This is a genomic window from Thermomonas sp. (assembly GCF_041905325.1).
Lineage (GTDB): Bacteria > Pseudomonadota > Gammaproteobacteria > Xanthomonadales > Xanthomonadaceae > Thermomonas.
The window spans coordinates 336,794-361,463 of record NZ_JAYRLK010000001.1 but is presented as its reverse complement, the minus strand read 5'-3'; the positions used below and the strand labels follow the sequence as shown (position 1 = coordinate 361,463).

Here is a 24,670-nt window from a genome sequence, read left to right as displayed (position 1 = left end):
GGGGGATGGCCTGATGGAGCGCATCGAACACCGCGCCTGCTTCGGCGGCTGGCAGGACGTGTACCGGCACCGCTCGGCGGTGCTGGGTTGCGACATGAGCTTTGCGATCTACCTGCCGCCGCAGGCGCAGGACGGCCCGGTGCCGGTGCTGTACTGGCTGTCGGGCCTGACCTGCACCGAGCAGAACTTCATCACCAAGGCGGGCGCGCAGCGCTACGCGGCGGAGCACTGCATCGCCATCGTCTGCCCGGACACCAGTCCGCGCGGCGACGGCGTGGCCGATGCGGACGGCTACGACCTCGGCCAAGGCGCGGGCTTCTACGTCAACGCCACGCAGGCGCCGTGGGCGGCGCACTACCGGATGTTCGACTACGTGGCCGACGAGCTGCCGGCGCTGGTCGAGGCGCACTTCCCCGTCACTACGGCGCGCGCGATCAGCGGGCATTCGATGGGCGGGCACGGCGCGCTGGTGGTGGCGTTGTCGAAACCCGGCCGCTACCGCAGCGTGTCGGCGTTTTCCCCGATCGTCGCGCCGGCCAGCGTGCCGTGGGGCGAGAAGGCGTTTTCCGCCTACCTCGGCGACGACCGCGCGGCGTGGAAGCAGTACGACGCCTGTGCGCTGATCGGGACGGCGGCGGAAAAGCTGCCGGTGCTGGTCGACCAGGGCGAGGCCGACGAGTTCCTCGATGCCCAGCTGCAGCCGTGGCGGCTGAAGGACGCGGCCGATGCGGCCGGGTATCCGGTCTACCTGCGCATGCAGCCGGGCCACGACCACAGCTACTACTTCATCGCCAGTTTCATCGGTGAGCACATCGCCCATCACGCCACGGCGTTGAAGGCATAACATCGCCCGCGACGTTGCGGGGGCGGCTCCAGTCAGGCCAGCGTGAAGTCGGTATAGGCGAAGCGCGCATCGCGCAGCACGGTGTCGCCGGGTTGCAGTGCCAGCGATGCGGTGAACATCGGCCCGGCGGAGACGCAGGTATGGAATTCGCCGTGCTCGCCGCAAGGGTCGATGCCCGGTGGCAGTTCGGCCAGCAGCGCGGCATCAAAGGCGCGGCCGGCGAATGCGGCATCGAGCCGGGTGGTATCCACGCAGCACAGGTGCGCGCGCAGGCCGCTTTCCATCATCTCCCGCGCCAGCCGTGCGGTGTCGCTGCCGAACAGCGGGAACAGCGGCGTCCAGCCCAGCTGCGCGCACAGCGCTTCGCGCCATGCACGGATATCCGGCAGGAACAGGTCGCCGTAGGCGATGTGTGCGAGCCCGGGCCAGCGTTCGCGTGCGGATGCCAGCGCCTGCGTGAAGCTGGCGGCGTAGGCATCGTTGTCGGCGGCGTGTGGAATCCACGCTTCAATGACCGGCAAGCCTGCGGCACCGGCCTGCGCATGCAGTACGCCGCGGCGGATGCCCTGCATCGACACGCGATCAAAGCCTTCGGTGAGCGTGGTCAGCAGACCGACCACCTCGACCTCGCCACATGTGCGCAGGGCGTGCAGGGCCCACGCGGCGTCCTTGCCCCCGCTCCAGGACAGCAACGCGGGGACGGCCGGGGAACGCGGCGCGCTCAGTCGGCGGTCACGTCACGCAACTGCCAACCGTGCCCCGCCAGCAGGGCCATGCGTTGGCGCAGCAGGGTGGAAGGCAGGCGGGTGACGACCTCCAGTTCGACGTGCAGGTCGTTTTGCCTGCCGATGACCATGGCCTCGGTGTCGGTGGCCCCCAGCGCCGGGTCAACGTCGTCGGGGTCGGCCTGCTTTGCACTCCAGCGGTCAAACAGCGTGGCGGTGCGCAGCGCCTGTTGCAGTTCTTCGGCGAAGCCATCGGCACCCTGCGAACGGAAGCTCAGATCGGCTTCCATGCCGCGCGCCTGGGCGGGGTCGGGCAAGCGAATGTAGTAGCGAGTCGGCATGATCGATCCATCGCGTCCGGAGCTTGCAGGCTAACCGCTTCGGCACCGGCCTGTCACCCCGGGGCAGGCTTATTCGAAGCGGTGCTCGTTGCCGGCATAAGCCACCGTCAATGCGCCCTTGCCCACGTTCACCAGCCCGGACAAGCCCATGAAGGTTTCGTACATGTCGACCTTGTGGGCCTTGCAGACGTCGCGCAAGTGGTCATAGCCGGGAAGCTTGCGCATGTCGTCCAGGTTGCCGCCGTAGCTCAGGCACAGGGTGGGTGCCATCAGCCCGGCTTCCACCCGCGTGGCGGTGAAATCGAACAGCCGCTTGCATGCGTTCGCCATGCCCTTGACCTTGCCCACCGGGCTGGTTTCGCCCTTGTTGCAATAGAGGATCGGCTTGATATCCAGTGCCGTGCCCAGGGTGGCGCTGAGGAAGCTCACGCTCTTATCGCCGCGCTTCTTGATGCGATTGCGCAGGTAGTTCAGGTCGGGCGCCACCATGTAGGCGTGGGTATGGCTGGCCAGATTCTCGAGGGTGGCGCGAATGCGCGGCGGGGATTCGCCCGCGGCGCGCAGGCGGGCGGCTTCCACCACCGGCACGCCGACGCCGGAGAACACGTTCTGGCTGTCGATCACCCGCAGCATGAACGGGGTGTTGTTGCCGGAGGCGGCACGCACCGGCTTGTAGTCGTTGAGGATGGTGTAGCTGGCCTGCACCGCGTTGTCGTGGATGCCGCTGCGGGTGCGGGTGGTGGTGATGCAGAACACGTAGTCGTAGTCGTGCACCAGTTTGGTCAGGAACAGGTCGTGCACCTGTTGCACGGTGAAGGGCGTGGTTTCCGCTTCGAAGGCGCGGGCACCGGTTTCGCCACTGAGGAAGTTCATCGTGGCCTCCTCGTTGCGTACGTCGGCCAGCACCGCCTGCCCGATCTGTACCGTGACCGGCAAGATGGTGATGTGTTCCCGTTCGATGAAATCTCCCGGCAAATCGCAAGCCGAGTCCGCGATGATTCCGATACGCATGCCATGCCTCCCCTGTCCGTACGCCGACGAACGTACCGCAACTGCGGCGTTCGTGCACCTGATTTGACCTCAATCCGCGTACTTCATGCCGCAAATGGGCGTGAAGAAAGAGTGAAGCATTGCCGTTGGCTGGGTGCCCTGCCAGGCGCGGGCGCTGGTGTACGCTGCGGGCGGGAACTTCGCCGGGACGCAGGTCGTGCACGCATGAAAAGCAAGCAGGAGATCGTTGAAAACTGGCTGCCGCGCTACACCGGGGTGCCGCTGGACGGCTTCGGCCAGCACATCCTGTTGACCAATTTCGGGGGCTATCTGGCGCATTTTTCCGACATGACCGGCGCGCCCGTCGTCGGGCTGGATCGGCCGATGCCCAGTGCCACCATCGATGGCATCACCTTGATCAACTTCGGCATGGGCAGCCCCAATGCGGCCACGGTGATGGATCTGCTGTCGGCCATCGAGCCCAGGGCCGTGCTGTTCCTCGGCAAGTGCGGCGGGCTGAAGAAAAAAAACCAACTGGGCGACCTGGTGTTGCCGATCGCGGCGATTCGCGGCGAAGGCACCAGCGACGATTACCTGCCGCCGCAGGTGCCGGCGCTGCCCGCATTCGCCATGCAGCGGGTGATTTCCACCAGCATTCGTGACCTTGAACTGGATTACTGGACCGGCACCGTGTTCACCACCAACCGCCGCGTGTGGGAGCACGATGAAGCCTTCAAGGAAGAATTGCGGGCAATGCGCTGCATGGCGATCGACATGGAAACCGCCACCATCTTCGCCGCAGGCTTCGCCAACCGCATTCCCTGCGGCGCGCTGTTGCTGGTGTCGGACCAGCCGATGATCCCGGAAGGGGTGAAGACCGAGGCCAGCGATGCGCGGGTGTCGGCCGAGTTCGTGCAGAACCACATCAAGGTTGGCATCGATGCGCTCAAGTTGATCCGCCGCAACGGCAAGTCGGTGCGGCATTTGAGGTTCGACGAGTGACACCCCCTGCAAACGCCCGGCCCCGCGCGTGGCGGGGCCTGGGATGCCGCAAGCAGGTGCCGCAAGCGGGTCAGTAGCGCGCCACCGCCGGGTCGAGATCGGCCCAGGCCAGGATGCCGCCGGCGACGTTGTACAACTCCTTGAAGCCCAGCGCACGGAAATGCTCCGCAGCCTGTGCGCTGCGCCCGCCCGAATGGCACAGGAACGCCAGCGCGGTGTCCTTCGGCAACGCTTCGAGTTCTTCCACGCCATCATCGAAGTGGCGGTGTGCCACCGGCACTTCCGACTGCGCGCGTTCGTCCGCCGGGCGCACGTCCACCAGCACCAGGGTGCCGGCCTGCACGCGTTCGCGCGCCTGCGCGGGGGTCAGCGGCTTGACCTTGGCGGGGGCGTTGGGGTTGTCGATCACCAGGCCCTTGCCGCGGGCATCGTCGGCCCAGTCGATGGTCATGCCGCGCGCGCGCTGCGCGCTGAGCAGGTCGAACTGGGCGCGGATGCCGGCCGACTCGGTGGCGATCGCGGCATCGTCGTTCGGCGCCAGTTGCAGGCGCGCGTTGTAGCCCTTGTCCACTTCGATCTGCAGCGCATAGCCCTCGCCGGCATTGGCCAGCGCCTGCTTCAGCATGTCGGCGGCGGCGGCGGTGATGGTGATCTCCGGCGGCGTGCGGTCGGGCGCCGGCACGCCCAGCGCGGCGTGCAGCTCGCCGCTGGCGGCCATCTGGGTGACGATGTCGCAGCCACCCACCAGCTCGCCACGGATGTACAACTGCGGGATGGTCGGCCAATCGCCGTAGACCTTGATGCCTTCGCGGATCTCCGGGTCGGCCAGCACGTTGACGTGGGCGTAGTCGGCGCCGGTGGCATCCATCGCGGCGGCGGTTTTCGCCGAAAAGCCGCACTGCGGTGCCTCCGGGCTGCCTTTCAGGAACAGCACCACCGGATTGGCGGACAGGATGGATTCGATGCGGGCGCGCAGGGCGGGGTCGAGCGACATGACGGAACTTCCGGGCGTGACGATGGAGGCCGCAATTCTACCTGCCCGCCGCGAACGGACTGCTGACACGCATCAAGGCGGGCCGTTTCAGGCCACGGCGGTGCGCCCGCGTGCGGTGTCGGCGCGGCGTGCCAGCACCCGGTCGATGCGCGCGAACACCTCGCGCAGCACCGGTGCCTCCGGCAGCAGGGTGACGCGGAAATGGTCGCGGTAGGGCACGTTGAAGCTGGTGCCGGGGACGATCAGCACGTCCTCCTGTTCCAGCATCTCCAGCGCGAAGTCGTGGTCGTCGAAGCCCCGCGCGGCATCGCCGACCACGCGCGGGAAGCCGTACAGCGCGCCGGCCGGCGGCACCAGCGACAGGTGCTGGCTGGCGGTGCAGCTGTCGATCAGCGCGCGGCGGGTTTCGTACAGGCGGCCGCCGGGGCGCACCAGTTCGCCGATGGTGTCGGTGCCGTGCAGCGCCTGTTCGATGGCGAACTGGCCCGGCACGTTGGCGCACAGGCGCAGCGCGCCCAGCAGGTCCAGCGCGTGGTGGAAGTCGCCGCAGGCCAGCGGCTCGCCGCTCAGCACCGCCCAGCCGACGCGCCAGCCGCAGGCGCGATGCACCTTCGACAGCCCGCCGAAGCTCATGCACGGCAGGTCGCCGGCCAGCGGCGCGACCGGCTGGAACACCGCGTCGTCGTAGAGGATGCCGTCGTAGATCTCGTCGACCAGCAGCAGCAGCCGGTAGCGCCGGGCGATCTCGACGATGCGCTCCAGCAGCGCGCGCGGATAGTTCGCGCCGGTGGGGTTGTTCGGGTTGATCAGCACGATCGCGCGGGTGCGCGAGGACACCAGCGATTCGATCTGCTCGGGATCGGGCAGGAAGCCGTTCTCGCGGTCGCACTTGTAGTAGACCGGGCGGCCGTCGTTGAGGATGGTGGCGGCGCTCCACAGCGGATAGTCGGGCGAGGGCACCAGCACTTCCTCGCCGGGATTGAGCAGTGCGCGCAGCGAGATGTCGATCAGCTCGGACACGCCGTTGCCCACGAACACGCGCTCCGGCACCGCGTTCGGCGTGCCGCGCTGCTTGTGGAACGCGGCGATGGCCTCGCGCGCTTCCGGCAGGCCCTGCTGGTGGGTGTAGGGGTCGGTGCGGGCGATGCGCCCGGCGATGGCGTCCTGCAGGTGCTCCGGGGCACGGAACCCGAACGCGCCGGGGTTGCCGATGTTGAGCTTGATGAGCTTGCGGCCCTGGCCTTCCAGCTCCCGCGCGCGACGCGCCAGCTCGCCGCGGATTTCGTAACGGACTTCGGTGAGGCGGGTGCGGGTGGCGATCTTGTTGCGGGGGTTGAACGACGACATCGGGGCAAGCTGCTGGCTGGGGGAGTGCAAGACTAGCGGAATTGGCGCACCACGGCATGGCCGCTTCCCGACGGGGCTAGAATCCCCCGAATGCCGCCCATGACGCCCGCTGCCGCCCTTTCCGCCATCGGCTGGCACTGGGCATCTGCCCCCCTGCCGCCCGGTTGGGATGCATTGCTGGCTGCGCATCCGCAGGCGCGGGCGGCGCGGGTGGTGGAGCAGCACCGCAGCGGCTACCGGGTGTCGGAAGCCATCGATGAGGTGCATCCGGTCGAATCCTTGCCGGAATGGCAACGCGCCGGCAGTTATCGCAGGGGCGACATCAGCCCCGAAGCGCGCCCCGCGGTGGGCGACTGGGTGCTGGTGGAGGGCCTGGCACCGAAGTCGCTGCGGATCGTCGCGCTGCTGCCGCGTTTTTCCGCCATCAAGCGCGGCGCGGCCGGCGAGCATTACCGCCAGCAGGTGATCGCCGCCAACATCGACACCGCGTTCGTGGTCTGCGGGCTGGACGGGGATTTCAACCCGCGCCGGATCGAGCGCTACCTGCTGCTGGTGGCCGGCAGCGGCGTGCAGCCCGTGGTCGTGCTGACCAAGTCCGACAAGGAGGGTGCCGATGTCGGGGTGGCACGGGAGGCGTTGCGTGCGTTGCAGGTGCCGGTGCTGGCATTGAATGCGAAGGATGCCGTCGCCGCCGAAGCATTGGCGCCGTGGCTGGCTGCCGGCCAGAGTGTCGTGCTGGTGGGTAGCTCCGGCGCGGGCAAATCGACCCTGACCAACACCCTGCTGGGCATCGAAAGGATGAAAACCGGCGCGGTGCGCGCAAACGACGCGCGCGGCCGCCACACCACCACCCACCGCGCACTGCTGGCGCTGGCGTCGGGGGCCTGCCTGATCGATACCCCCGGCATGCGCGAACTCAAGCCTACCGGCGAGGAGGACGTGGCGGAGAGTTTCGCCGATGTCGAGACGCTGGCCGGGCAATGCCGCTTCCGTGATTGCAAACATGCGAAGGAACCCGGTTGCGCGGTCCGCGCGGCTGTGGAGCGCGGCGAACTGGATGCCGAACGTGTGGCCAATTTCGGCAAGCTCAGCGGCGAAGTGGCGGGCGCGGCGAACCAACTGGCGACGCGCTTGGCGCAGAAGGCCGAAGCGCGCGTGCAGGGCAAGGCCCCCGGCAAGCGGCTGGACGGGAAATATGGAAAGCATTGAGTTTGTGACCTCCCGCCGGGTACGGGGGGCGGTTGGGAGGGGGTGCGCAATGCGGTGCGCGGAGCTTGCAAGCGAAGGGCAGCCCCTCCCCAACCCGCCCCTGCAGGCAGCGGAGGGGGCAACGGCATGAGCACCTCCGCCATCACTCATCACGCCGCGCTGGATGCGCGCATGGCCAAGGCGGCCAAGGGCATTCGCCTGCTGAGCCTGGCCAGTTGGCCCGCCAGCGAGCAGCAGGCTTTTCTGGCCGGCTGGGCGCGCGGCAACCCCCGGCTGCCGGACTATCGGTACCCGCGGCATGATTTCTCCGAGGCGCGCCGTGAATTGGCCGCGGTGGCCGCGGCCGCCGACCCGTCGCATCCGCTGGGCCAGTACCTGGTGGAATCCGCGCAGGGCTGGGTGCTGGCGGCCGAATTGCTGGAGCAGCTCGGCACCCGCCAGGTCACGGATCTGTCGATGGCGCTGTTCGGTACGCCGGACCAGGCTTTGCCGGGCGGCACCAGTGCGCGCGCGGCGGCCAACCATTTCCTGCTGGTGGCCGACGAGCTGGACCGCGAGTTGCTGGCGGCATCCGAACAGGTGGAGATTTCCGCCACTGCGCTGGCCTTGCGCCTGCAGTCTGCGCTGGACGATTTCTTCGATGCCCGCGTGGTTGGCGTGGAGCTGGACCCGGACCTGATCGCCAAGGCTGCTGCCGGGGCCAGCAAGATCCGCCTCCGTGCAGGTGCCGCGTTTTCCGATTACGACTTCCAGCAGTTGCTGCAGCACGAAGCGTTGGTGCATTCGCTTACCGCGCTCAATGGCCAGCAACAGGCGGTGCTGCCAAGCCTGGCACTGTCCTCGCCGCGCATCACCGCGACCCAGGAAGGCCTGGCGGTGTTCGCCGAACAGATCACCGGCAGCATCGACATCGAACGCATGAAGCGGGTCAGCCTGCGCATCGAGGCGGTGGCGATGGCGCTGGAGGGTGCGGATTTCATCCAGGTGTTCCGCTATTTCCTGGCGTCGGGGCAAAACGAAGTGGAGAGCTTCACGTCGGCGCAACGCGTGTTTCGCGGCGTGCCCACCAGTGGCGGCGCGGCGTTCACCAAGGACACCGTTTATCTGCGCGGGTTGATCGGCGTGCACACCTTCTTCCGCTGGGCGCTCAAGCGCGGGCGGCTGCGCCTGTGTCGCCTGCTGTTCGCGGGGAAGATGACACTGGGCGACGTGCAGCGCTTCGAGCCGTTGTTCGATGCCGGCGTGTTGCAGGAACCGCGCTGGTTGCCGCCGTGGGTGGCACGCGCCAACGGGCTGGCGGGGTCGCTGGCGTTTTCGCTGTTCGCCAACAAGATCCGGCTGGAACAGGTGGTGGCCGCCGACACCGTGCCCGAGATCTGAGGCGCGGCGTCAGGGCAGCGGCCGCAGCTGGCCGTCCGCCTCGATCTGCATGTCGGCGGGTGCATCGCCTTCCACCAGCCGTACCCGGGTACCGATCGGCACGCCGTCATAGGCGGGGATATCGTGGGTCAGGCGGCGGAATACCCACGCCTTCGCCCCCGCAACCGGGCGCACCACCAGCGTGCCGGGGTGCTGCGCCACCGCGCGCGCCAGGGCCGGCGAGAACACCGCCTGGAGGCGGCCCACCTCGCGGATGCGCCACATCACCAGCCCGCCATGTGCAAGCGTGAGTACGGCGAACAGGACGATGCCGCTGCGCGCCCATCGCGATGCCTGCGGCCACGCCGCCGCCACGACCATGCTGCCCAGTGCGGCGAAGCCGTAACCGTACTGGTTCCAACTGGCCGCCAGCGGCAATGCCGGCAGCAAGGCGGCAACGCCCCCCAGCAGGAACAGCAGCGCCCATCGCCGGCCGGCACGGCACAGTGCCTGCACCAGCCACAGCCACAGCGCCCCCGCCAGCAGCGCCAGCCCCGGCCACTGCAGGCTGGTGTAGGTCTCCAGCGCCGGCAGCAGCGGCGCGAACAGCTGGTACTCCAGCCAGCGCAGCGGCACGTGGGCGATGTCCAGCGTGTATTGCGCCCCCATCCGCGGCGCGTGCAACAGGGCTTGCCAGCGCACCGCCAGATACAGCGCACAGGCCAGCGTGGACGCCAGCAGCGCCGCCAGCCACGTGCGCCGGCGGCCATCCAGCCACCAGGCCAGCAGCAACAGCGGCGGCAGCGCGAAGGCCGCCTCTTTCGCCAGCAGCGCGCAGGAGGTCAGCAGCAGTGCCGCCAGTGCCGCCCACCACGGCTGGCGCAGGCGCTGCACGCACAGCGCCAGCAGCAGCGCGCAGGTCAGCCACAGCAGGTCGGCGATGCAGCCCACCCAGCCATGCACCAGCGCCGCGAACGGCCCGCAGGCGAACACCAGCGCCCCCAACCGGGCCGGCCAGGCGCGCATGCCGAAACCGCGCCCAACCCGCAGCAACAGGCCGGCATTGGCCGTGCCCCAGGCCACCAGCACGGCGTGGAACAGCATCGGGGTGGCGAACAGGCCCCGCGACAGGGCCATCCAGAGGGTGAAGGTCAGCGGGCGGTACTGGAACACCTCGGGCTGCCGCCATCCGGCCGGGGCGTGGGCGGTGGCAAACACAGCCCATTGCAACTCGTCATGGCTGAAATAGCCGGGGTTGAAGAGCAGCGGCCATTGCAGCAACAGCACGCAGGCGAGGAAGGCCGCAGTCACCAGCGCGGGGGTCGGGAGGCGCAGCGGGTTCACCAGGAGGCGATGCGGCAAGGCACGGAGGCCGGAGGCGGTATCATCACGCATCCGCAGTCCGGATTTGTGCCGATGTCCGATATCCCCGCCAGCGACGATCTGAAACAGGCCGCCCTCGATTACCACCGGATGGAGCCCAAGGGCAAGATCAAGGTCACCGCCACCAAGCCGATGGTGACCCAGCGCGATCTGGCGCTGGCCTACTCGCCGGGTGTGGCGTTCGCCTGCGAAGAGATCGCCGCCGATCCGGCCAAAGCCAGCGACTACACCGCACGCGGCAACCTGGTGGCGGTGATTTCCAACGGCACCGCAGTACTGGGTTTGGGCGACATCGGCCCGCTGGCCGGCAAGCCCGTCATGGAAGGCAAGGGCGTGCTGTTCCAGAAATTCGCCGGCATCGACGTGTTCGACCTGGAAATCAACGAACGTGACCCCGACAAGCTGGTGGACATCATCGCCAGCCTGGAGCCCACCTTCGGTGGCATCAACCTGGAAGACATCAAGGCGCCGGAATGCTTCATCGTCGAGCGCAAGCTGCGCGAGCGCATGCACATCCCGGTGTTCCACGATGACCAGCACGGCACCGCGATCATCGTCGGCGCTGCGGTGCTGAACGCGCTGGAAGTGGCGGGCAAGAAGATCGAGGACGTGAAACTGGCCACCACCGGCGCCGGTGCGGCCGGCATTGCCTGCCTGGACATGCTGGTGGCGCTGGGTGTGAAGCCGGAGCACATCCTGGCGTACGACCGCGAAGGCGTGATCCACAGCGGTCGCCCCAATCTCGACCCGGACAAGGCGCGCTACGCGCGCGCCACCGACAAGCGCACCCTGGCCGAGATCGTGGAAGGTGCCGACGTGTTCCTGGGGCTGTCCGCCGGCGGCATCCTCAAGGCCGAGATGGTGGCCGCGATGGCGCCCAATCCGGTGATCCTGGCGTTGGCCAACCCGTATCCGGAAATCCTGCCGGAGGACGCCAAGCGGGTGCGCCCGGACGCGATCATCGCCACCGGCCGCAGTGACTACCCCAACCAGGTCAACAACGCGGTCTGCTTCCCGTACATCTTCCGTGGCGCGCTGGACGTGGGTGCCACCCAGATCAACGAGGCGATGAAGCTGGCTTGCGTGCGCGCGATCGCCGCGCTGGCGCGCAAGGAAGCCTCCGATCTCGGCACCGCCTACGGTGGCGAAGTGCCGCGCTTCGGTCGCGAATACCTGATCCCGCGGCCGTTCGATCCGCGCCTGCTGACCTGCCTGGCGCCGGCGGTGGCGCAGGCAGCGATGGAATCCGGCGTGGCCGCCCGCCCGTTGCCGGACCTGGCGGCCTATGCCGAGAAACTGGGCCAGTTCATCCACCGCACCAGCCTGATGATGAAGCCGGTGTACGAGCGCGCGCGCGCCAACCGCAAGCGCGTGGTGTATGCCGAGGGCGAAGAGTACGTGGTGTTGCAGGCGGTGCAGACGGTGGTGGATGAGGGGCTGGCCTTCCCGGTGCTGATCGGCCGCCCCGAGGTCATCGAAAGCCGCATCGAGAAACTCGGCCTGCGCATGCGCGCGGGGGTGGACTTCGAGCTCACCAACATCAACGACGATCCACGCTTCGACGATTACTGGCGCCAATACCACGCGCTGACCGAACGCCGCGGCGTGACCCCGGACGCGGCCAAGAACCTGCTGCGCTCGCGGCCCACCCTGATCGCCGCGTTGATGGTGGAGCGTGGCGAAGCCGACGCCCTGATCACCGGCATCGTGGGCCGCTACCACAAGAAGCTGGGCTACCTGCGCAGCGTGTTCGACTTCGACCAGGGCGTGGCCGGCACCGCCGCGATGACCGCCGTCATCAACGATACCGGGGCATGGTTCTTCGTCGATACCCACGTGCAGCTGGACCCGTCCGCCGAACAGATCGCCGAGGCCGCGTTGCAGGCGGCGTTCCGGCTCAAGCTGTTCGGCATCGAACCGAAGGTGGCGCTGCTGTCGCATTCCAATTACGGCAGCCACCAGGACGCCAGCGCCGCGAAAATGCGGCGCGCGTGGGACATCGTGCGCCAACGCGCCCCCAAGCTCGAAATCGATGGCGAGATGATGGCCGATACCGCGTGGGACGAGACGCTGCGCCGGCGCATCTTCCCCAACACCACCCTGAGTGGGCAGGCCAACCTGCTGGTGTTTCCCAACCTGGATGCCGCCAACATCGCCTACAACCTGATCCGCGTGGCCACCGGCGGGGTGGCCATCGGCCCGATCCTGATGGGCCTGGACCAGCCGGCGCATATCCTCACCCCGGCCTCGTCTTCGCGGCGGGTGGTGAACATGACCGCGATCGTGGCCGTGGAGGCGCAGATCCGCAGCGAAATGCGCCTGCGTGGGGGATGACATGGATCAATGGCCGGGCACGCACAATACGTGGATACTGCGGGCATGACCCGCATCGGCCTGCTTGCCCTGCTGCTTCTGCTCTCGCCGCTGGCGCACGCCGGCGAACGCCTGGCCGTGATCGCGCAGGATCTGCATGCGCATGGTGCCGTGTCTTCGGCGGTGGCGGTGCAGCGCATGCAGGCGGCCGAGGATCGGCCCGCTGCCGATGCGCCCCTGTCGCAGCGGCAGCTGTATTACGACCTGGTGGCCGATTACGCCAGCCGCAGCAAGAAGCCGGAACTGGTGTCGTTGGCGAAGGATGCCATCGGGCAGCTTGGCGCGATGGCCGCCCGCGAGCACTGCACGGCCTGTGCACATGAGGCCTTGTTGGCGCAGGCCCAGCTGGACTTGACCCGCCGCGATGTGGTGGCTGCGGGCCGCAGCCTGGAGCGTTTTGCCGGTGACTTCGGCCATGCCGACGCCGCCGCGCAGTTGCGTTACCACCGCTTGCGCGCCGGGCAATACCGCACGCAGGGGCTGTACACCCAGGGAGTGGCGGAAATCCTGCCGGCAATCGAGCTGGCAACCCGCCTGGGATACAACGCCGACCTCGCCGACGCGATGAACATGCAGGTGGTGCTCAACGCCTACCTTGGTGATTACGCCCGTGCGGAGGCGGTGGCCCGCGATGCCATGGCACTGGCCGAACGCATTGGCTATCGCCGGATCATGGCCGACATCCAGCTCAACCTGGGGTTTGCCTACTCCGGCAGCAAGCAGCCGGTGCTCCAGCTGCAAGCGTACCTGCGGGGGCTGGAGATCGCGGGCAACGACCCTTTGCTTTCCGCCACGCGGATCATCCTGTTGTCGAACCTGTCCGATTACTGGCTGCAGGCGCAGGATTACCGCAAGGCACTGGATTACGCGCAGCAGGCGGCCGCCTTGGCGGCCAGTGATGGCGATGCGTTGGGGGGGGCATTCGCGGCCACCAATGCCGGCGTGGCCAAGGCCCATCTTGGGCAGTTGGATGCCGGCATCGCCGATGTGCAGGGGGCGATCGACGTGTCGCGCAAGGTCGGTACGTTGAACGACGTGATCGGCACCACCCAGGAACTGGCGGGGATTTACGAGCTTGCCGGTCGCTATCGGGAGGCTTATGCAACCCTGAAGTCGATCACCGCCTTGCAGGAGGAGCTTGCCCAGCAGATGCGCGATCGTGCGGTGCTGGAATTGCAGGAAAAGTATTCGGCGCAAACGCGCCAGCGTGAAATCGAGCGTCTGGCCGATGCCAACCGGGTGAAAGCAGCGCAGCTGGCGGCGCAGGCCTCGCAACGCACCATGTGGATCGTGCTGGCATTGGCGCTGCTGCTGGCTGCCGTCCTGCTGGTGCAATGGTTGGCGCGGGTGCGCCAGGCCAATCGCAGGCTGTCCGATGACGTGGCGGTGCTGGCCGAGCAATCCTCCCACGACGCCCTGACCGGCGCGTTCAACCGCCGCCAGGGCCATGCCTTGCTGCGGCAGCATACGCAGGCGGCGCTGGCCGCCGCGCCGGCGGCGATGCCGACGCTGGGGGTGATGCTGCTCGATATCGATTTCTTCAAGCGCGTCAACGATACCCACGGCCATGCGGCGGGCGATCGCGTGCTGGTGGAGGTGGCCAAACGCCTGCAAGGGCTGTTGCGCGCGCATGACGCGGTGGTGCGTTGGGGCGGCGAGGAATTCCTGCTGTTGCTGCCCAACGCGCGCGCCGATGCCTTGCCGATGCTGGCCGGGCGCGTGTTGCAGGCGATTGCCTGCACGCCGGTGCCGATCGACGGGCAGGCCATTACCGTCTCGGTATCCGCAGGCTGCCTGTTGTCGCCTTTCGGCGGCATCACCGACATCGAAGCGCTGGTCCAGGTGGCGGACTTGGCGCTGTATCGCGCCAAGGCCAGTGGTCGCAACCAGGCCATGCTGGTGACGGCGAGGGGCGCGCTGGACATCGCCGTCCTCGGCCAGGACCTGCTGGCGGCCAGCCATGCCGGGCACGTGCGGCTGGAGGTCGTGCATGGCCCGACCATCGAGCGGCAGTTCGGGATTCCCGCGGACGGTATTCCCGAGGTTGTCGGTGGCTGAAAATCGGCATTTTAATAATTACCCGGGTAATTACTGAAATTGAGCTGCAATGCAGCATCAATTCTCCCCGGGCCTTGCTAGACTCGCCGTTTGACCGTCTTTTCAGGTGATGGAGCGCGCGATGAACTGGCTCAACGAAATGCTGCAGAACGACCCCGACCCGCAAGAGTCGCGCGAGTGGATCGAATCGCTGAAGGCGGTCATCGACCACGACGGCCCGCAGCGCGCGCACCAGTTGCTGGAAGGCATGGTGGAACTGACCCGCCGTGCCGGCGCGCACATGCCGTTCGCGCCCGCCACCGCCTACATCAACACCATTCCCGTGCACATGGAGCCGCACATGCCCGGGGATGCGCACCTGGAATGGCGGATCCGCTCGATCATCCGCTGGAACGCGATGGCGATGGTGGTACGCGCCAACCGCAAGCCGGGCGCACTGGGCGGGCACATCGCCAGCTTCGCCAGCTCCGCCACCCTGTACGACGTCGGCTTCAACCACTTCTGGCGTGCCCCCAGCGGCGACCACCCCGGTGACCTGCTGTTCCTGCAAGGCCATTGCGCCCCCGGTTTCTACGCGCGCGCCTTCCTCGAAGGCCGCATCAGCGAAGACCAGCTGGAAAACTTCCGGATGGAAGTGGATGGCCGTGGCATCTCCAGCTACCCGCACCCGTGGCTGATGCCGGATTTCTGGCAGACCCCCACCGTGAGCATGGGCCTGGGCCCGCTGGCCGCGATCTACCAGGCGCGCGCCATGAAGTACCTGGAAGCGCGCGGCATGCTGCCGAAGACCGGCCGCAAGGTGTGGTGCTTCCTCGGCGACGGCGAAACCGACGAGCCGGAATCGCTGGGTGCCATTGGTGTTGCCGGGCGCGAAGGGCTGGACAACCTGGTGTTCGTCATCAACTGCAACCTGCAGCGGCTGGACGGCCCGGTGCGCGGCAACGGCAAGATCATCCAGGACCTCGAAGGCCAGTTCCGCGGCGCCGGCTGGAACGTCATCAAGACCATCTGGGGCAGCTACTGGGACCCGCTGCTGGCCAAGGACAGCGGCGGCCAGCTGCGCAAGATCATGATGGACACCCTCGACGGCGAGTACCAGAACTGCAAGGCGTTCGGCGGCGCCTACACGCGCGAGCACTTCTTCGGCAAGACCCCGGAAACGCTGGCGATGGTGTCCAGCCTGAGCGACGACGACATCTGGCGCCTCAACCGCGGTGGCCACGATCCGCACAAGGTCTACGCGGCCTATGACGCGGCGGTGAAGACCGTCGGCCAGCCCACCGTGATCCTGGCCAAGACCGTGAAGGGCTACGGCATGGGCAGTGCCGGCGAGGCGCTCAACCCCACCCACCAGACCAAGAAGCTGGACAACGACGCGGTGCGCGCGTTCCGCGACCGCTTCCAGTTGCCGATCAGCGACGAGCAGCTGAAGGATGGCGCCATCCCGTTCTTCCGCCCGGACGACAAATCGCCGGAAATCCAGTACATGCGCGATCGCCGCGCCGCCCTCGGCGGGCATTTGCCGCAGCGCCGGCAGCAGGCCAGCAAGCCGCTGGAAGTGCCGCCGCTGGCCACTTTCGAGCGCCTGCTGAAGTCCACCGGCGAGCGCGAGATCAGCACCACCATGGCGTTCGTGCAGATGCTCAACATCCTGCTGCGCGACAAGCAGGTGGGCCCGCGCTGCGTGCCGATCGTGGCCGACGAAGCACGCACCTTCGGCATGGAAGGCCTGTTCCGCCAGCTCGGCATCTATGCCCCGCAGGGCCAGAAGTACAAGCCGGTGGATGCCGACCAGCTGATGTTCTACCGCGAGGACGCGGCCGGGCAGGTGTTGCAGGAAGGCATCACCGAGGCCGGTGCGTTCGCCAGCTGGATGGCGCTGGCCACCAGCTACAGCGTCTCCGACCTGCAGATGCTGCCGTTCTACATCTACTACTCGATGTTCGGCTTCCAGCGCTTCGGCGACTTTGCCTGGCAGGCCGGCGACATGCGCGCGCGCGGCTTCGTGCTGGGCGGCACCGCCGGCCGCACCACGCTCAACGGCGAGGGCCTGCAGCACGAGGATGGGCAGTCGCACGTGCAGGCGGCGCTGATCCCGAACGTGCGCAGCTACGACCCCACGTTCGCCTTCGAGGTCATCACCATCATCCAGCACGGCATGCAGCGGATGCTGGCCGAGCAGCGCGACGAGTACTACTACATCACCCTGATGAACGAGAACTACACCCACCCGGAAATGCCGGAAGGCAGCGCCGAGGGGATCATCAAGGGCATGTACCTGCTGCAGGATGCCGGCAAGGGCAAGAAGGGCGAGCTGCGCGTGCAACTGCTGGGCAGCGGCACCATCCTGCGCGAAGTGATTGCCGCCGCCGAACTGCTGGACAAGGACTTCGGCATCAAGGCCGACCTGTGGTCCTGCCCCAGCTTCACCGAACTGGCCCGCGACGGCGTGGATGCCGAACGCTGGAACCGCTTCCACCCCGAAGCCAAGGTTGCGCGCAAGCCGTGGGTCACGCAGTTGCTGGAGGGCCGCCAGGGCCCCGCGATCGCCGCCACCGACTACGTGCGCGCCTTCGCCGACCAGGTTCGCGAATACGTGCCGATGCGCTACAGCGTGCTGGGCACCGACGGCTACGGCCGCAGCGACACCCGCGAGAACCTGCGCCGCCACTTCGAGGTGGACCGCTACCACGTCGCCCATGCCGCGGTCGCGGCGCTGGCCGCCGACGGCAAGCTCACCGCCAAGGACGTCACCCGCGCGCTCAAGCTCTACAAGCTCGACGCCGACAAACCCAACCCGCTGCTGGCCTGACCTGACCCGCGCGCGCATCCCCGGTCGGCCTGCAAGGGCCGGCCGGAGCGATGGCGGGTGACGCAAGGGTTGGCTGCGTCCGGCACGGGCGGGGGGCATGTCTGCTGCCCGCCGCACCCCCACCCCGTCCGGACATGGGACAATGGGCGTTCCCTCCGCTTTGCCCTCTGCCATGACTGCCCCCACCCGCCGCGAACTCGCCAACGCCATCCGTTTCCTTGCCATCGACGCGGTGCAGGCCGCCAATTCCGGGCATCCGGGCATGCCGATGGGCATGGCCGACATCGCCGAGGTGCTGTGGAACGACTACCTGAAGTGCAATCCGGCCAATCCCGGCTGGCACGACCGTGACCGCTTCGTTCTCAGCAACGGCCACGGCTCGATGCTGCAATACGCGTTGCTGCATCTGAGCGGTTATGACCTGTCCATCGAGGACTTGAAGCAGTTCCGGCAGCTGGGCAGCAAGACCGCCGGCCACCCGGAAAATCATGTTTGCCCGGGGGTGGAAACCACCACCGGGCCGCTGGGGCAGGGCATTGCCAACGCGGTGGGGTTTGCGTTGGGCGAAAAACTGCTGGCGCAGCACTTCAACCGCGACGGCCACACCATCGTCGATCACCGCACCTGGGTGTTCCTGGGCGACGGCTGCCTGATGGAAGGCATCAGCCACGAGGCCGCGTCGCTGGCCGGCACCTGGGGCCTGCACAAGCTCATCGCGTTCTGGGACGACAACAAGATCAGCATCGACGGCAACACCGATGGCTGGTTCAGCGACGACACGCCGAAGCGGTTCGAGGCCTACGGCTGGAACGTGATCCGCGCCGTGGACGGGCATGATGCCGCCGCGATCAAGGCCGCGATCGAGGCCGCGCTGACCTCCGTGGACAAGCCCACGCTGATCTGCTGCCGCACCACGATTGGTTTCGGCTCGCCGGCCAAGGCCGGCAAGGAATCCAGCCACGGCGCGCCGCTGGGCAAGGACGAAGTGGCGGCCACCCGCGCGGCGCTGGGCTGGAACTTCGGCGAGTTCGAGATCCCGCAAACCATCTACGACGGTTGGCGCGCGCGTGATCGCGCCGGCAGCGAGGCGCGCTGGAATGCCGCGTTCGCCGCGTACCAGGCGGCGCACCCGGAATTGGCCGGCGAGTTCCTGCGCCGCATGGCCGGCGCGCTGCCGCAGGGTTTCGAGGCGGCCGCCGATGCCTTCATCGCCAAGCTGCAGCAGGACGGCCCGGTGATCGCCAGCCGCAAGGCCTCGCAGAACGCCATCGAAGCCTTCGCGCCGCTGCTGCCGGAGCTGGTGGGCGGCTCGGCCGACCTGGCGCATTCCAACCTGACCACCTGGAAGGGCTGCAAGTCGGTGGCCAGCACGGACGCCAACGCCAACTACATCCATTCCGGCGTGCGCGAATTCGGCATGACCGCAATCAGCAATGGCCTGGCCCTGCACGGTGGTTTCCTCCCGTTCGACGCCACCTTCCTGGTGTTCTCCGACTACGCCCGCAATGCGGTGCGGATGAGCGCGTTGATGGATATTCGCGCCATCCACGTCTACACCCACGACTCGATCGGCCTCGGCGAGGACGGCCCCACCCACCAGCCGGTGGAGCACATCGCCTCGCTGCGCTACATCCCGCACAACGACGTGTGGCGTCCCTGCGATGCGGTGGAATCGGCGGTGGCGTGGAAGGCGGCCATCACCCGCGCCAACGGCCCGTCCTGCCTGGTGTTCAGCCGCCAGAACCTGCCGCACCAGCCGCGCAGCGACGCGCAAGTGGCCGCCATTGCGCGCGGTGGCTACGTGCTGAAGGACAGCGTGGGCGTGCCGGAGATCATCCTGATCGCCACCGGCAGCGAGGTCGGGCTGGCCATGCAGGCGGCCGCGCAGTTGGGCGACGGCGTGCGCGTGGTGTCGATGCCCTGCGCCGACGTGTTCGACCGGCAGGACGCGGCGTACCGCGAATCCGTGCTGCCCGCTGCCTGCCGCAAGCGCGTGGCCGTGGAAGCCGGCGTCACCGATTTCTGGCGCAAGTACGTGGGCCTGGATGGCGCGGTGGTCGGCATCGACAGCTTCGGTGCCAGCGCCCCGGCGGACAAGTTGTTCGTGCATTTCGGCATCACCCTCGAGCGCTTGATCGAGGTCAGCAACGCACTCTGAAAACCGGCGTAGTCTGCCCCTCGCGATGATTCCGAACTCCCGTCGATGCAGGTGTTGGATGGCCCGGCTTGCACTGCTGGCCATCCTGCTGGTGGCGCTGATGCCAACGGTCAGCCGGTGGGTGGAAAGCAGCGCCTCGCGGTTGCCGCAGACGGTGCTGGCGATGTGTACCGGCGAGGGCCTGGCATGGGCCAAGCCGGGCTTGCTGCGTGGCGATGGCGGCGTTCCGGCGCCGTCGCGCGCACCCATGGGCGACATGCCGGATGGGGTTTGCGGCTACTGTCCTTTGCTGTCCGCGCTGGCACCGGTGTTGCTGGTGCTGGCGTTGTTCCTGCCGCCGCTGCGGCGGCGCCTGCTGCCGGCGTCGACATCGCCTGCCCCGCATGCGCCGCCACGGTTGCGGGGGCTGGGCGCGCGAGGGCCACCGATCCTGCTCTGAACCACAAGCGTTCCACCGGCGGATGTCCGCCTTCCCCACTTGTGCTTTGGAGTCCACATGCATCCCCTTCGTTCCGCGACGGCCGCGCCGTCGCGCCGCGCGCTTGCCTGCGCGCTGTCGCTCGCCCTGTTTCCCTTTGTCGCCGCTGCCACCGACGGCATGTCCGATGCCAGGACGCTCGATCGCGTCGTGGTGATCGGCACGCCCACCCAGCCGCTGACCTTCGTCACCGACACCAAGCTCCCGCGCCAGCCGGTGCCGGCCAGCGACGGTGCCGACTATCTCAAGACCATTCCCGGCTTCACCGCGCTGCGCAACGGCGGTACCAACGGTGATCCGGTGCTGCGCGGCATGTTCGGCTCGCGCCTCAACCTGCTTTCCAACGACGGCAGCATGCCCGGCGCCTGTCCGGCGCGGATGGACAACCCGCTGTCCTACGTGGCGCCGGAAACCTACGACACGCTGGTCGTGGTGAAGGGCCCGCAGACCGTGCTGTGGGGGCCGGGCGCCTCCGCCGGCACGGTGCGCTTCCAGCGCGAGACGCCGCGGTTCGATGCCCCCGGCCTGCGGGTGCAGGGCAGCCTGCTGGGCGGCAGCTTCGTCCGCAACGACCAGCTGCTGGACGCCACCGCCGGCAACGCGACGGGCTATGCGCGGCTGACCGCCAACCGATCCGAATCGGGCGACTACCGCGACGGCCACGGCGATCGCGTGCCGACGGCGTGGAAGAAGTGGAACACCGATCTTGCGCTGGGCTGGACGCCGGATGCGGACACGCTGGTGGAGGTGTCCGCCGGCATCGGCGACGGCCAGGCGCGCTATGCCGGACGGGGCATGGACGGCGCGCAGTTCAAGCGCGAAAGCCTGGGCCTGCGCTTCGAAAAGGCCTTCCACGGCGCGCTGCGCAAGGTGCAGGCCAGCCTGTACCGCAACGACGCCGACCACGTGATGGACAACTACACCCTGCGCGACCCGAACCCGATGGGGCCGATGCCGATGCCGATGGCGTCGAACGTCGATCGCACCACCGACGGTGGTCGGATCGCGGCGGAGTGGGGCTGGGGCGATGTGGTGCTGACCACGGGCATCGATGCCCAGCGCAGCCGCCACCGCACCCGCAACGCGATGGGACGCGATGCCTACAAGACGGTGGCCTGGTCGCCGGATGCGACCCTGCGCAACACCGGCGTGTTCGCCGAAGGCACCTGGACGCTCGACGCCGGCCGCCGGTGGGTGGCGGGCCTGCGCAGCGACCGTGCCCGCGCCACCGACCAGCGCGCCACCCGCAGCGCGATGGGCATGGGCGGCATGGCGATGCCCAACCCGACCTTGGGCTTGACCCGCAGCGAGACCCTGCCTGCCGGCTTCGTGCGCTTCGAGCACGACATCGCCGGCAGCGGATTCGGCTGGTATGCCGGCGTCGGCCACACCGCGCGCATGCCCGATTACTGGGAACTCATCTCGCCCAACATGGGGCCGATGGGCACGGTGAATGCATTCGCCGGCGTGCGGCCGGAGAAGACCACCCAGCTCGACATCGGCGGGCAGTACCGCGGCAAGCGCATGGATGCCTGGGTCTCGGCCTACGCCGGCCGCATCGACGACTTCATCCTGTTCCGCTACCCGACCGGCGGGATGATGGGTGCGACCAGCATGGCGTCCAACGTGGATGCGCGCATCCATGGCGCGGAGGCCGGCGTCGACCTGCGGCTGGCCGCCGACTGGTCGGTGGGTGGCAGCCTTGCATGGGCGTGGGGTGCCAACACCACGGCGGGCACGCCGTTGCCGCAGATGACGCCGCTGGAGGGACGCCTGACCGCCGGTTGGGACAACGGGCACTGGAGCGCGGGCGCGCTGCTGCGCGTCGTCGCCCGCCAGGACCGGGTGGCCGTCGGGCAGGGCAACGTGGTGGGGCGCGACCTCGGGCCCAGCGCGGGGTTCGCCACGCTTGCCCTCAATGCCGGCTATCGCCTCAGCGAGCGCCTGCAGCTTGCGGCCGGCATGGACAACCTGTTCGACCGCGCCTATGCCGAGCACCTCAACCTGGCCGGCAGCGCCGATTTCGGCTATCCGGCAATGCCGGTACGGATCAACGAGCCGGGGCGCAATCTCTGGCTGAAGCTCAATTTCACCCTGTAGGCCACATCCCGGTGCCGTTCGTGGTGAACTTGAAATGCCACCGGCGGCACCGCGTGGCGCCTGAACGCGAGGTGCAAGCAATGAAGCAATGGAGGATGGCAAGCGTGGCGCTGGGCCTGCTGACGATGAACGCAATCGCCGGCCAGCGTGCGCTGCATGTGGTGGACGCGTGGGCACGCGCCACGCCAGCCGTGGCACCGGTGGCGGGTGGCTACCTGACGGTGACCAACGATGGTGACGCACCGGATCGCTTGCTGGGCGTCGAAAGCACGATCGCCAAGCGCATCGAGATCCACGAGATGCGCAACGATGGTGGCGTGATGCGGATGCGCCGGATCACCGACGGCCTGCCGCTGCCGGCGCATGGCCGGCTCGAACTCAAACCCGGTGGCTATCACCTGATGCTGATCGGGCCGGGGCGTGCGCTGGTGACGGGTGAGACGTTCAAGGCGACGCTGGTGTTCGAGCATGGCGGGCGGTTGCCGGCCACGTTCGTCGTGCGGGCGATGGGCGCGGGCGGCGGCTGAGGTCGGCAGGCATGGGGAGGTTCTTGTCTCCCTGCACCACGTGCACCCTCACCCCGGCCCTCCCCCGTCAAAGCAGAGGGACCAAAGCAAGTCATTGCGCGGCCCTGGCGGCAAAGCCCTTCCCTCGTCACGGGGGAAGGGGCTCGCCGTCAACGCCACCCTGCCGTTGCGGGTGGCAAGCCTTCTGCCGTTGGTCGGGGGGCGTGCACGGCAGGCCTTGACAGCGGCATTTACATCTGTAATCTGAAGAAAAATTACGGATGTAAACAATGCAGATCAGCGAAGCCGAATCGGTGGTGATGGACGTGCTCTGGGCACGCAGCCCGCTGGGTGCGGACGAGGTGGTGCAGGCGCTGGCCGGCCGCCAGGACTGGCAGGAGGCCACCATCAAGACCTTGCTCAATCGCCTGCTCAACAAGGGCGCGATCCGCGCCGAGAAGGAGGGCCGGCGCTACTTGTATGCGCCGCAGATCAAGCGCGAAGACTGGGTACTGGAAGAAAGCCGCGGGTTGCTGGATCGCCTGTTCGATGGCCGCATCGCGCCGCTGGTGGCGCATTTTTCCGCGCATCGGAAGTTGAGCGGGAAGGACGTGGCCGAATTGCGCAAGCTGCTGGAGGAGATCGACGATGGCAAGCCATGAACTGCTGCAAGGATTGATCGGGGTCACCCTGGCCGGCGGTGCCGCCATCGTGCCGGTGCTGGCGTTGCGGCGGCCGCTGCGCAAGGTGTTCGGTGCGCAGGTGGCGTATGCGCTGTGGTGGCTGGTGCCGGCGGCGATGGCAGCGGCCTTGCTGCCGGCCACCCCCGTGGTGACCGAGGCGGTGCCGGTGGCACGGGTGCTGGCGCTGCCGGCCACGCTGGCCTTGCCCGCCGCACCTGCCGTGGCGGGCCTCACTTGGCAGGACGCCGCGCTGGCCATCTGGATGCTGGGGACGGTGGCGTGTGCACTCTGGCTGTGGCGCGCGCAGGTCGCCTTCCGGCGCGGGCTTGGCCGTTTGCTGCCGCAGGGGGATGCCTGGGTGGCGCAGTCAGCACAAGCCGGGCTGCCGGCCACGTTGGGCCTGCTGCGCCCGCAGGTCGTGCTGCCGGTGGACTTCGCAACCCGTTTCGATGCCGCCCAGCAGGCGCTGGTACTGGCCCACGAACAACGCCACATCGCGCGTGGCGACCACTGGGCGAATGCCGCCGCCGCGCTGCTGCGCTGCCTGTGCTGGTGCAACCCGCTGCTGCATTACGCCCTGGCGCGGATGCGCCATGACCAGGAACTGGCCTGCGATGCCGCCGTGCTCGCCGCCCACCCGCAGCAGCGCCGTCACTACGGCGACGCCCTGCTCAATGCCCAACTGGCACTGCAAACCGTGCCACTGGGCTGTCACTTCGGCTTCGGTCATCCACTCAAGGAGAGAATCGTGATGCTTCGTCAGGTGAACGTGTCAGCGGCACGCCGCAACAGCGGTGCCGCACTGGTGGCCCTGCTGGGCTGCGGAATGGCCTTCGCCGCGTGGGCGGCGCAACCGCAGGTGGTGCCGGTATTGCCGTCTCCGCCCGCCATGCTGCTGCCACCGCCGCCGCCCGCTGCACTGGCTCCGCTTCCGCCGCCGCCGCCACCGCCACCGCAGGCGGCAACATCGGCAACGCGGGTTACAACCCTTCAACCGGGCACGGTGGAAGCGCAGTCGAGGATGGCAGCACCACCGATCTACCCCGAACAAGCATTGAAGGAGGGCTCCACTGGAGTTGTCGTTCTGGTGGTTGATCTCAAGGCAGATGGCGCTGTTGTTGGTGTACGTGTCGACAAATCATCGGGGCACGCGGAGTTGGATCAAGCGGCCATGGATGCGGCAGTCAAGTGGCGATTCCAGCCTGCAATGGAAGCTGGTAGAGGCGTGGCAAGCCAGGTGCGGGTGCCCGTGGAATTCAGGCTGGATGCACCAGCCGACCAAGCTGCGGGTTGATGCGATGATGCAAA

The 24,670-nt window shown here is 68.0% G+C and carries 19 protein-coding genes; 13 read left to right on the top strand and 6 right to left on the bottom strand.

What is annotated here, in order from left to right:
* The first annotated feature begins 13 nt into the window (after positions 1 to 13).
* The gene (gene fghA / locus ACE3OK_RS01595) at positions 14 to 844 is read left to right on the top strand and encodes an S-formylglutathione hydrolase (protein ID WP_374247763.1); all 831 of its coding nucleotides are present in this window, start codon (positions 14 to 16) and stop codon (positions 842 to 844) included.
* Positions 845 to 876: 32 nt separating this feature from the next.
* Here fghA and ACE3OK_RS01590 read toward each other — a convergent pair whose 3' ends face one another.
* The 3 genes from ACE3OK_RS01590 to ACE3OK_RS01580 form a co-directional block, all read right to left on the bottom strand.
* A complete protein-coding gene (locus tag ACE3OK_RS01590; RefSeq protein ID WP_374247762.1) occupies positions 877 to 1,536 on the bottom strand; it encodes an ATP-binding protein in 660 nt (219 codons plus the stop codon).
* Between the two features lie 29 nt (positions 1,537 to 1,565).
* Entirely contained in the window at positions 1,566 to 1,910 is a 345-nt protein-coding gene (locus ACE3OK_RS01585; RefSeq protein WP_374247761.1) for a hypothetical protein, read from the bottom strand.
* A gap of 69 nt (positions 1,911 to 1,979) precedes the next feature.
* Positions 1,980 to 2,921, bottom strand: coding sequence for a DegV family protein (locus tag ACE3OK_RS01580; RefSeq protein WP_374247760.1), 942 nt, complete (start codon positions 2,919 to 2,921; stop codon positions 1,980 to 1,982).
* Between the two features lie 204 nt (positions 2,922 to 3,125).
* On the opposite strand from ACE3OK_RS01580, the gene ACE3OK_RS01575 reads away from it, so the two are divergent.
* A complete protein-coding gene (locus ACE3OK_RS01575) occupies positions 3,126 to 3,902 on the top strand; it encodes an AMP nucleosidase (protein WP_374247759.1) in 777 nt (258 codons plus the stop codon).
* 70 nt (positions 3,903 to 3,972) lie between these two features.
* Here ACE3OK_RS01575 and grxD read toward each other — a convergent pair whose 3' ends face one another.
* Both grxD and ACE3OK_RS01565 read right to left on the bottom strand, forming a co-directional pair.
* Positions 3,973 to 4,896, bottom strand: a complete 924-nt coding sequence (gene grxD / locus ACE3OK_RS01570) for a Grx4 family monothiol glutaredoxin (protein ID WP_374247758.1) — start codon at positions 4,894 to 4,896, stop codon at positions 3,973 to 3,975.
* An 87-nt stretch (positions 4,897 to 4,983) separates the two neighbouring features.
* Entirely contained in the window at positions 4,984 to 6,243 is a 1,260-nt protein-coding gene (locus ACE3OK_RS01565) for a pyridoxal phosphate-dependent aminotransferase (RefSeq protein WP_374247757.1), read from the bottom strand.
* A gap of 90 nt (positions 6,244 to 6,333) precedes the next feature.
* Between ACE3OK_RS01565 and rsgA the strand changes: the two genes are divergently transcribed.
* Together rsgA and ACE3OK_RS01555 are read left to right on the top strand one after the other, a co-directional pair.
* Positions 6,334 to 7,452, top strand: a complete 1,119-nt coding sequence (rsgA, locus tag ACE3OK_RS01560; RefSeq protein ID WP_374247756.1) for a ribosome small subunit-dependent GTPase A — start codon at positions 6,334 to 6,336, stop codon at positions 7,450 to 7,452.
* A gap of 126 nt (positions 7,453 to 7,578) precedes the next feature.
* Positions 7,579 to 8,832: a flavohemoglobin expression-modulating QEGLA motif protein gene (locus ACE3OK_RS01555; RefSeq protein WP_374247755.1), complete on the top strand. Its 1,254-nt coding sequence runs from the start codon at positions 7,579 to 7,581 to the stop codon at positions 8,830 to 8,832.
* 9 nt (positions 8,833 to 8,841) lie between these two features.
* On the opposite strand, the gene ACE3OK_RS01550 is transcribed toward ACE3OK_RS01555, so the two are convergent.
* Positions 8,842 to 10,173, bottom strand: coding sequence for a hypothetical protein (locus tag ACE3OK_RS01550; protein WP_374247754.1), 1,332 nt, complete (start codon positions 10,171 to 10,173; stop codon positions 8,842 to 8,844).
* Between the two features lie 54 nt (positions 10,174 to 10,227).
* Here ACE3OK_RS01550 and ACE3OK_RS01545 point away from each other — a divergent pair, with 54 nt between their 5' ends.
* The 9 genes from ACE3OK_RS01545 (at position 10,228) to ACE3OK_RS01505 (ending at position 24,656) form a co-directional block, all read left to right on the top strand.
* Complete coding sequence (locus ACE3OK_RS01545) at positions 10,228 to 12,528, top strand: NADP-dependent malic enzyme (RefSeq protein ID WP_374247752.1); 2,301 nt, start codon at positions 10,228 to 10,230, stop codon at positions 12,526 to 12,528.
* Between the two features lie 45 nt (positions 12,529 to 12,573).
* Positions 12,574 to 14,625: a diguanylate cyclase gene (locus ACE3OK_RS01540; RefSeq protein WP_374247751.1), complete on the top strand. Its 2,052-nt coding sequence runs from the start codon at positions 12,574 to 12,576 to the stop codon at positions 14,623 to 14,625.
* 121 nt (positions 14,626 to 14,746) lie between these two features.
* A complete protein-coding gene (gene aceE / locus ACE3OK_RS01535; RefSeq protein WP_374247750.1) occupies positions 14,747 to 17,437 on the top strand; it encodes a pyruvate dehydrogenase (acetyl-transferring), homodimeric type in 2,691 nt (896 codons plus the stop codon).
* 172 nt (positions 17,438 to 17,609) lie between these two features.
* Entirely contained in the window at positions 17,610 to 19,595 is a 1,986-nt protein-coding gene (gene tkt / locus ACE3OK_RS01530) for a transketolase (protein ID WP_374247749.1), read from the top strand.
* A gap of 58 nt (positions 19,596 to 19,653) precedes the next feature.
* Positions 19,654 to 20,034: a DUF2946 family protein gene (locus ACE3OK_RS01525; protein WP_374247748.1), complete on the top strand. Its 381-nt coding sequence runs from the start codon at positions 19,654 to 19,656 to the stop codon at positions 20,032 to 20,034.
* A gap of 57 nt (positions 20,035 to 20,091) precedes the next feature.
* On the top strand, positions 20,092 to 22,173 hold the full coding sequence (locus tag ACE3OK_RS01520; protein WP_374247747.1) for a TonB-dependent copper receptor: 2,082 nt from the start codon (positions 20,092 to 20,094) through the stop codon (positions 22,171 to 22,173).
* Positions 22,174 to 22,253: 80 nt separating this feature from the next.
* Positions 22,254 to 22,700, top strand: coding sequence for a copper chaperone PCu(A)C (locus ACE3OK_RS01515; protein WP_374247746.1), 447 nt, complete (start codon positions 22,254 to 22,256; stop codon positions 22,698 to 22,700).
* Between the two features lie 269 nt (positions 22,701 to 22,969).
* Positions 22,970 to 23,341 carry a BlaI/MecI/CopY family transcriptional regulator gene (locus ACE3OK_RS01510; protein ID WP_374247745.1) on the top strand — a complete coding sequence of 124 codons (372 nt, stop codon included), beginning with the start codon at positions 22,970 to 22,972 and terminating at the stop codon, positions 23,339 to 23,341.
* Positions 23,328 to 24,656 (top strand): TonB family protein, encoded by a 1,329-nt coding sequence (locus tag ACE3OK_RS01505; RefSeq protein WP_374247744.1) that lies wholly within the window; start codon positions 23,328 to 23,330, stop codon positions 24,654 to 24,656. The genes ACE3OK_RS01510 and ACE3OK_RS01505 overlap by 14 nt, the downstream gene beginning before the upstream one ends.
* The last annotated feature ends 14 nt before the right edge of the window (positions 24,657 to 24,670 follow it).

What these genes read in the sequence shown, in the direction of transcription:
- fghA (WP_374247763.1), top strand. Translation starts at nt 14, where the DNA reads ATGGAGCGCATCGAACACCGCGCCTGCTTCGGCGGCTGGCAGGACGTG.
- ACE3OK_RS01585 (WP_374247761.1), bottom strand. Translation starts at nt 1,910, where the DNA reads ATGCCGACTCGCTACTACATTCGCTTGCCCGACCCCGCCCAGGCGCGC.
- ACE3OK_RS01580 (WP_374247760.1), bottom strand. Translation starts at nt 2,921, where the DNA reads ATGCGTATCGGAATCATCGCGGACTCGGCTTGCGATTTGCCGGGAGAT.
- ACE3OK_RS01575 (WP_374247759.1), top strand. Translation starts at nt 3,126, where the DNA reads ATGAAAAGCAAGCAGGAGATCGTTGAAAACTGGCTGCCGCGCTACACC.
- grxD (WP_374247758.1), bottom strand. Translation starts at nt 4,896, where the DNA reads ATGTCGCTCGACCCCGCCCTGCGCGCCCGCATCGAATCCATCCTGTCC.
- ACE3OK_RS01565 (WP_374247757.1), bottom strand. Translation starts at nt 6,243, where the DNA reads ATGTCGTCGTTCAACCCCCGCAACAAGATCGCCACCCGCACCCGCCTC.
- rsgA (WP_374247756.1), top strand. Translation starts at nt 6,334, where the DNA reads ATGCCGCCCATGACGCCCGCTGCCGCCCTTTCCGCCATCGGCTGGCAC.
- ACE3OK_RS01555 (WP_374247755.1), top strand. Translation starts at nt 7,579, where the DNA reads ATGAGCACCTCCGCCATCACTCATCACGCCGCGCTGGATGCGCGCATG.
- ACE3OK_RS01545 (WP_374247752.1), top strand. Translation starts at nt 10,228, where the DNA reads ATGTCCGATATCCCCGCCAGCGACGATCTGAAACAGGCCGCCCTCGAT.
- ACE3OK_RS01540 (WP_374247751.1), top strand. Translation starts at nt 12,574, where the DNA reads ATGACCCGCATCGGCCTGCTTGCCCTGCTGCTTCTGCTCTCGCCGCTG.
- aceE (WP_374247750.1), top strand. Translation starts at nt 14,747, where the DNA reads ATGAACTGGCTCAACGAAATGCTGCAGAACGACCCCGACCCGCAAGAG.
- tkt (WP_374247749.1), top strand. Translation starts at nt 17,610, where the DNA reads ATGACTGCCCCCACCCGCCGCGAACTCGCCAACGCCATCCGTTTCCTT.
- ACE3OK_RS01525 (WP_374247748.1), top strand. Translation starts at nt 19,654, where the DNA reads ATGGCCCGGCTTGCACTGCTGGCCATCCTGCTGGTGGCGCTGATGCCA.
- ACE3OK_RS01520 (WP_374247747.1), top strand. Translation starts at nt 20,092, where the DNA reads ATGCATCCCCTTCGTTCCGCGACGGCCGCGCCGTCGCGCCGCGCGCTT.
- ACE3OK_RS01515 (WP_374247746.1), top strand. Translation starts at nt 22,254, where the DNA reads ATGAAGCAATGGAGGATGGCAAGCGTGGCGCTGGGCCTGCTGACGATG.
- ACE3OK_RS01510 (WP_374247745.1), top strand. Translation starts at nt 22,970, where the DNA reads ATGCAGATCAGCGAAGCCGAATCGGTGGTGATGGACGTGCTCTGGGCA.
- ACE3OK_RS01505 (WP_374247744.1), top strand. Translation starts at nt 23,328, where the DNA reads ATGGCAAGCCATGAACTGCTGCAAGGATTGATCGGGGTCACCCTGGCC.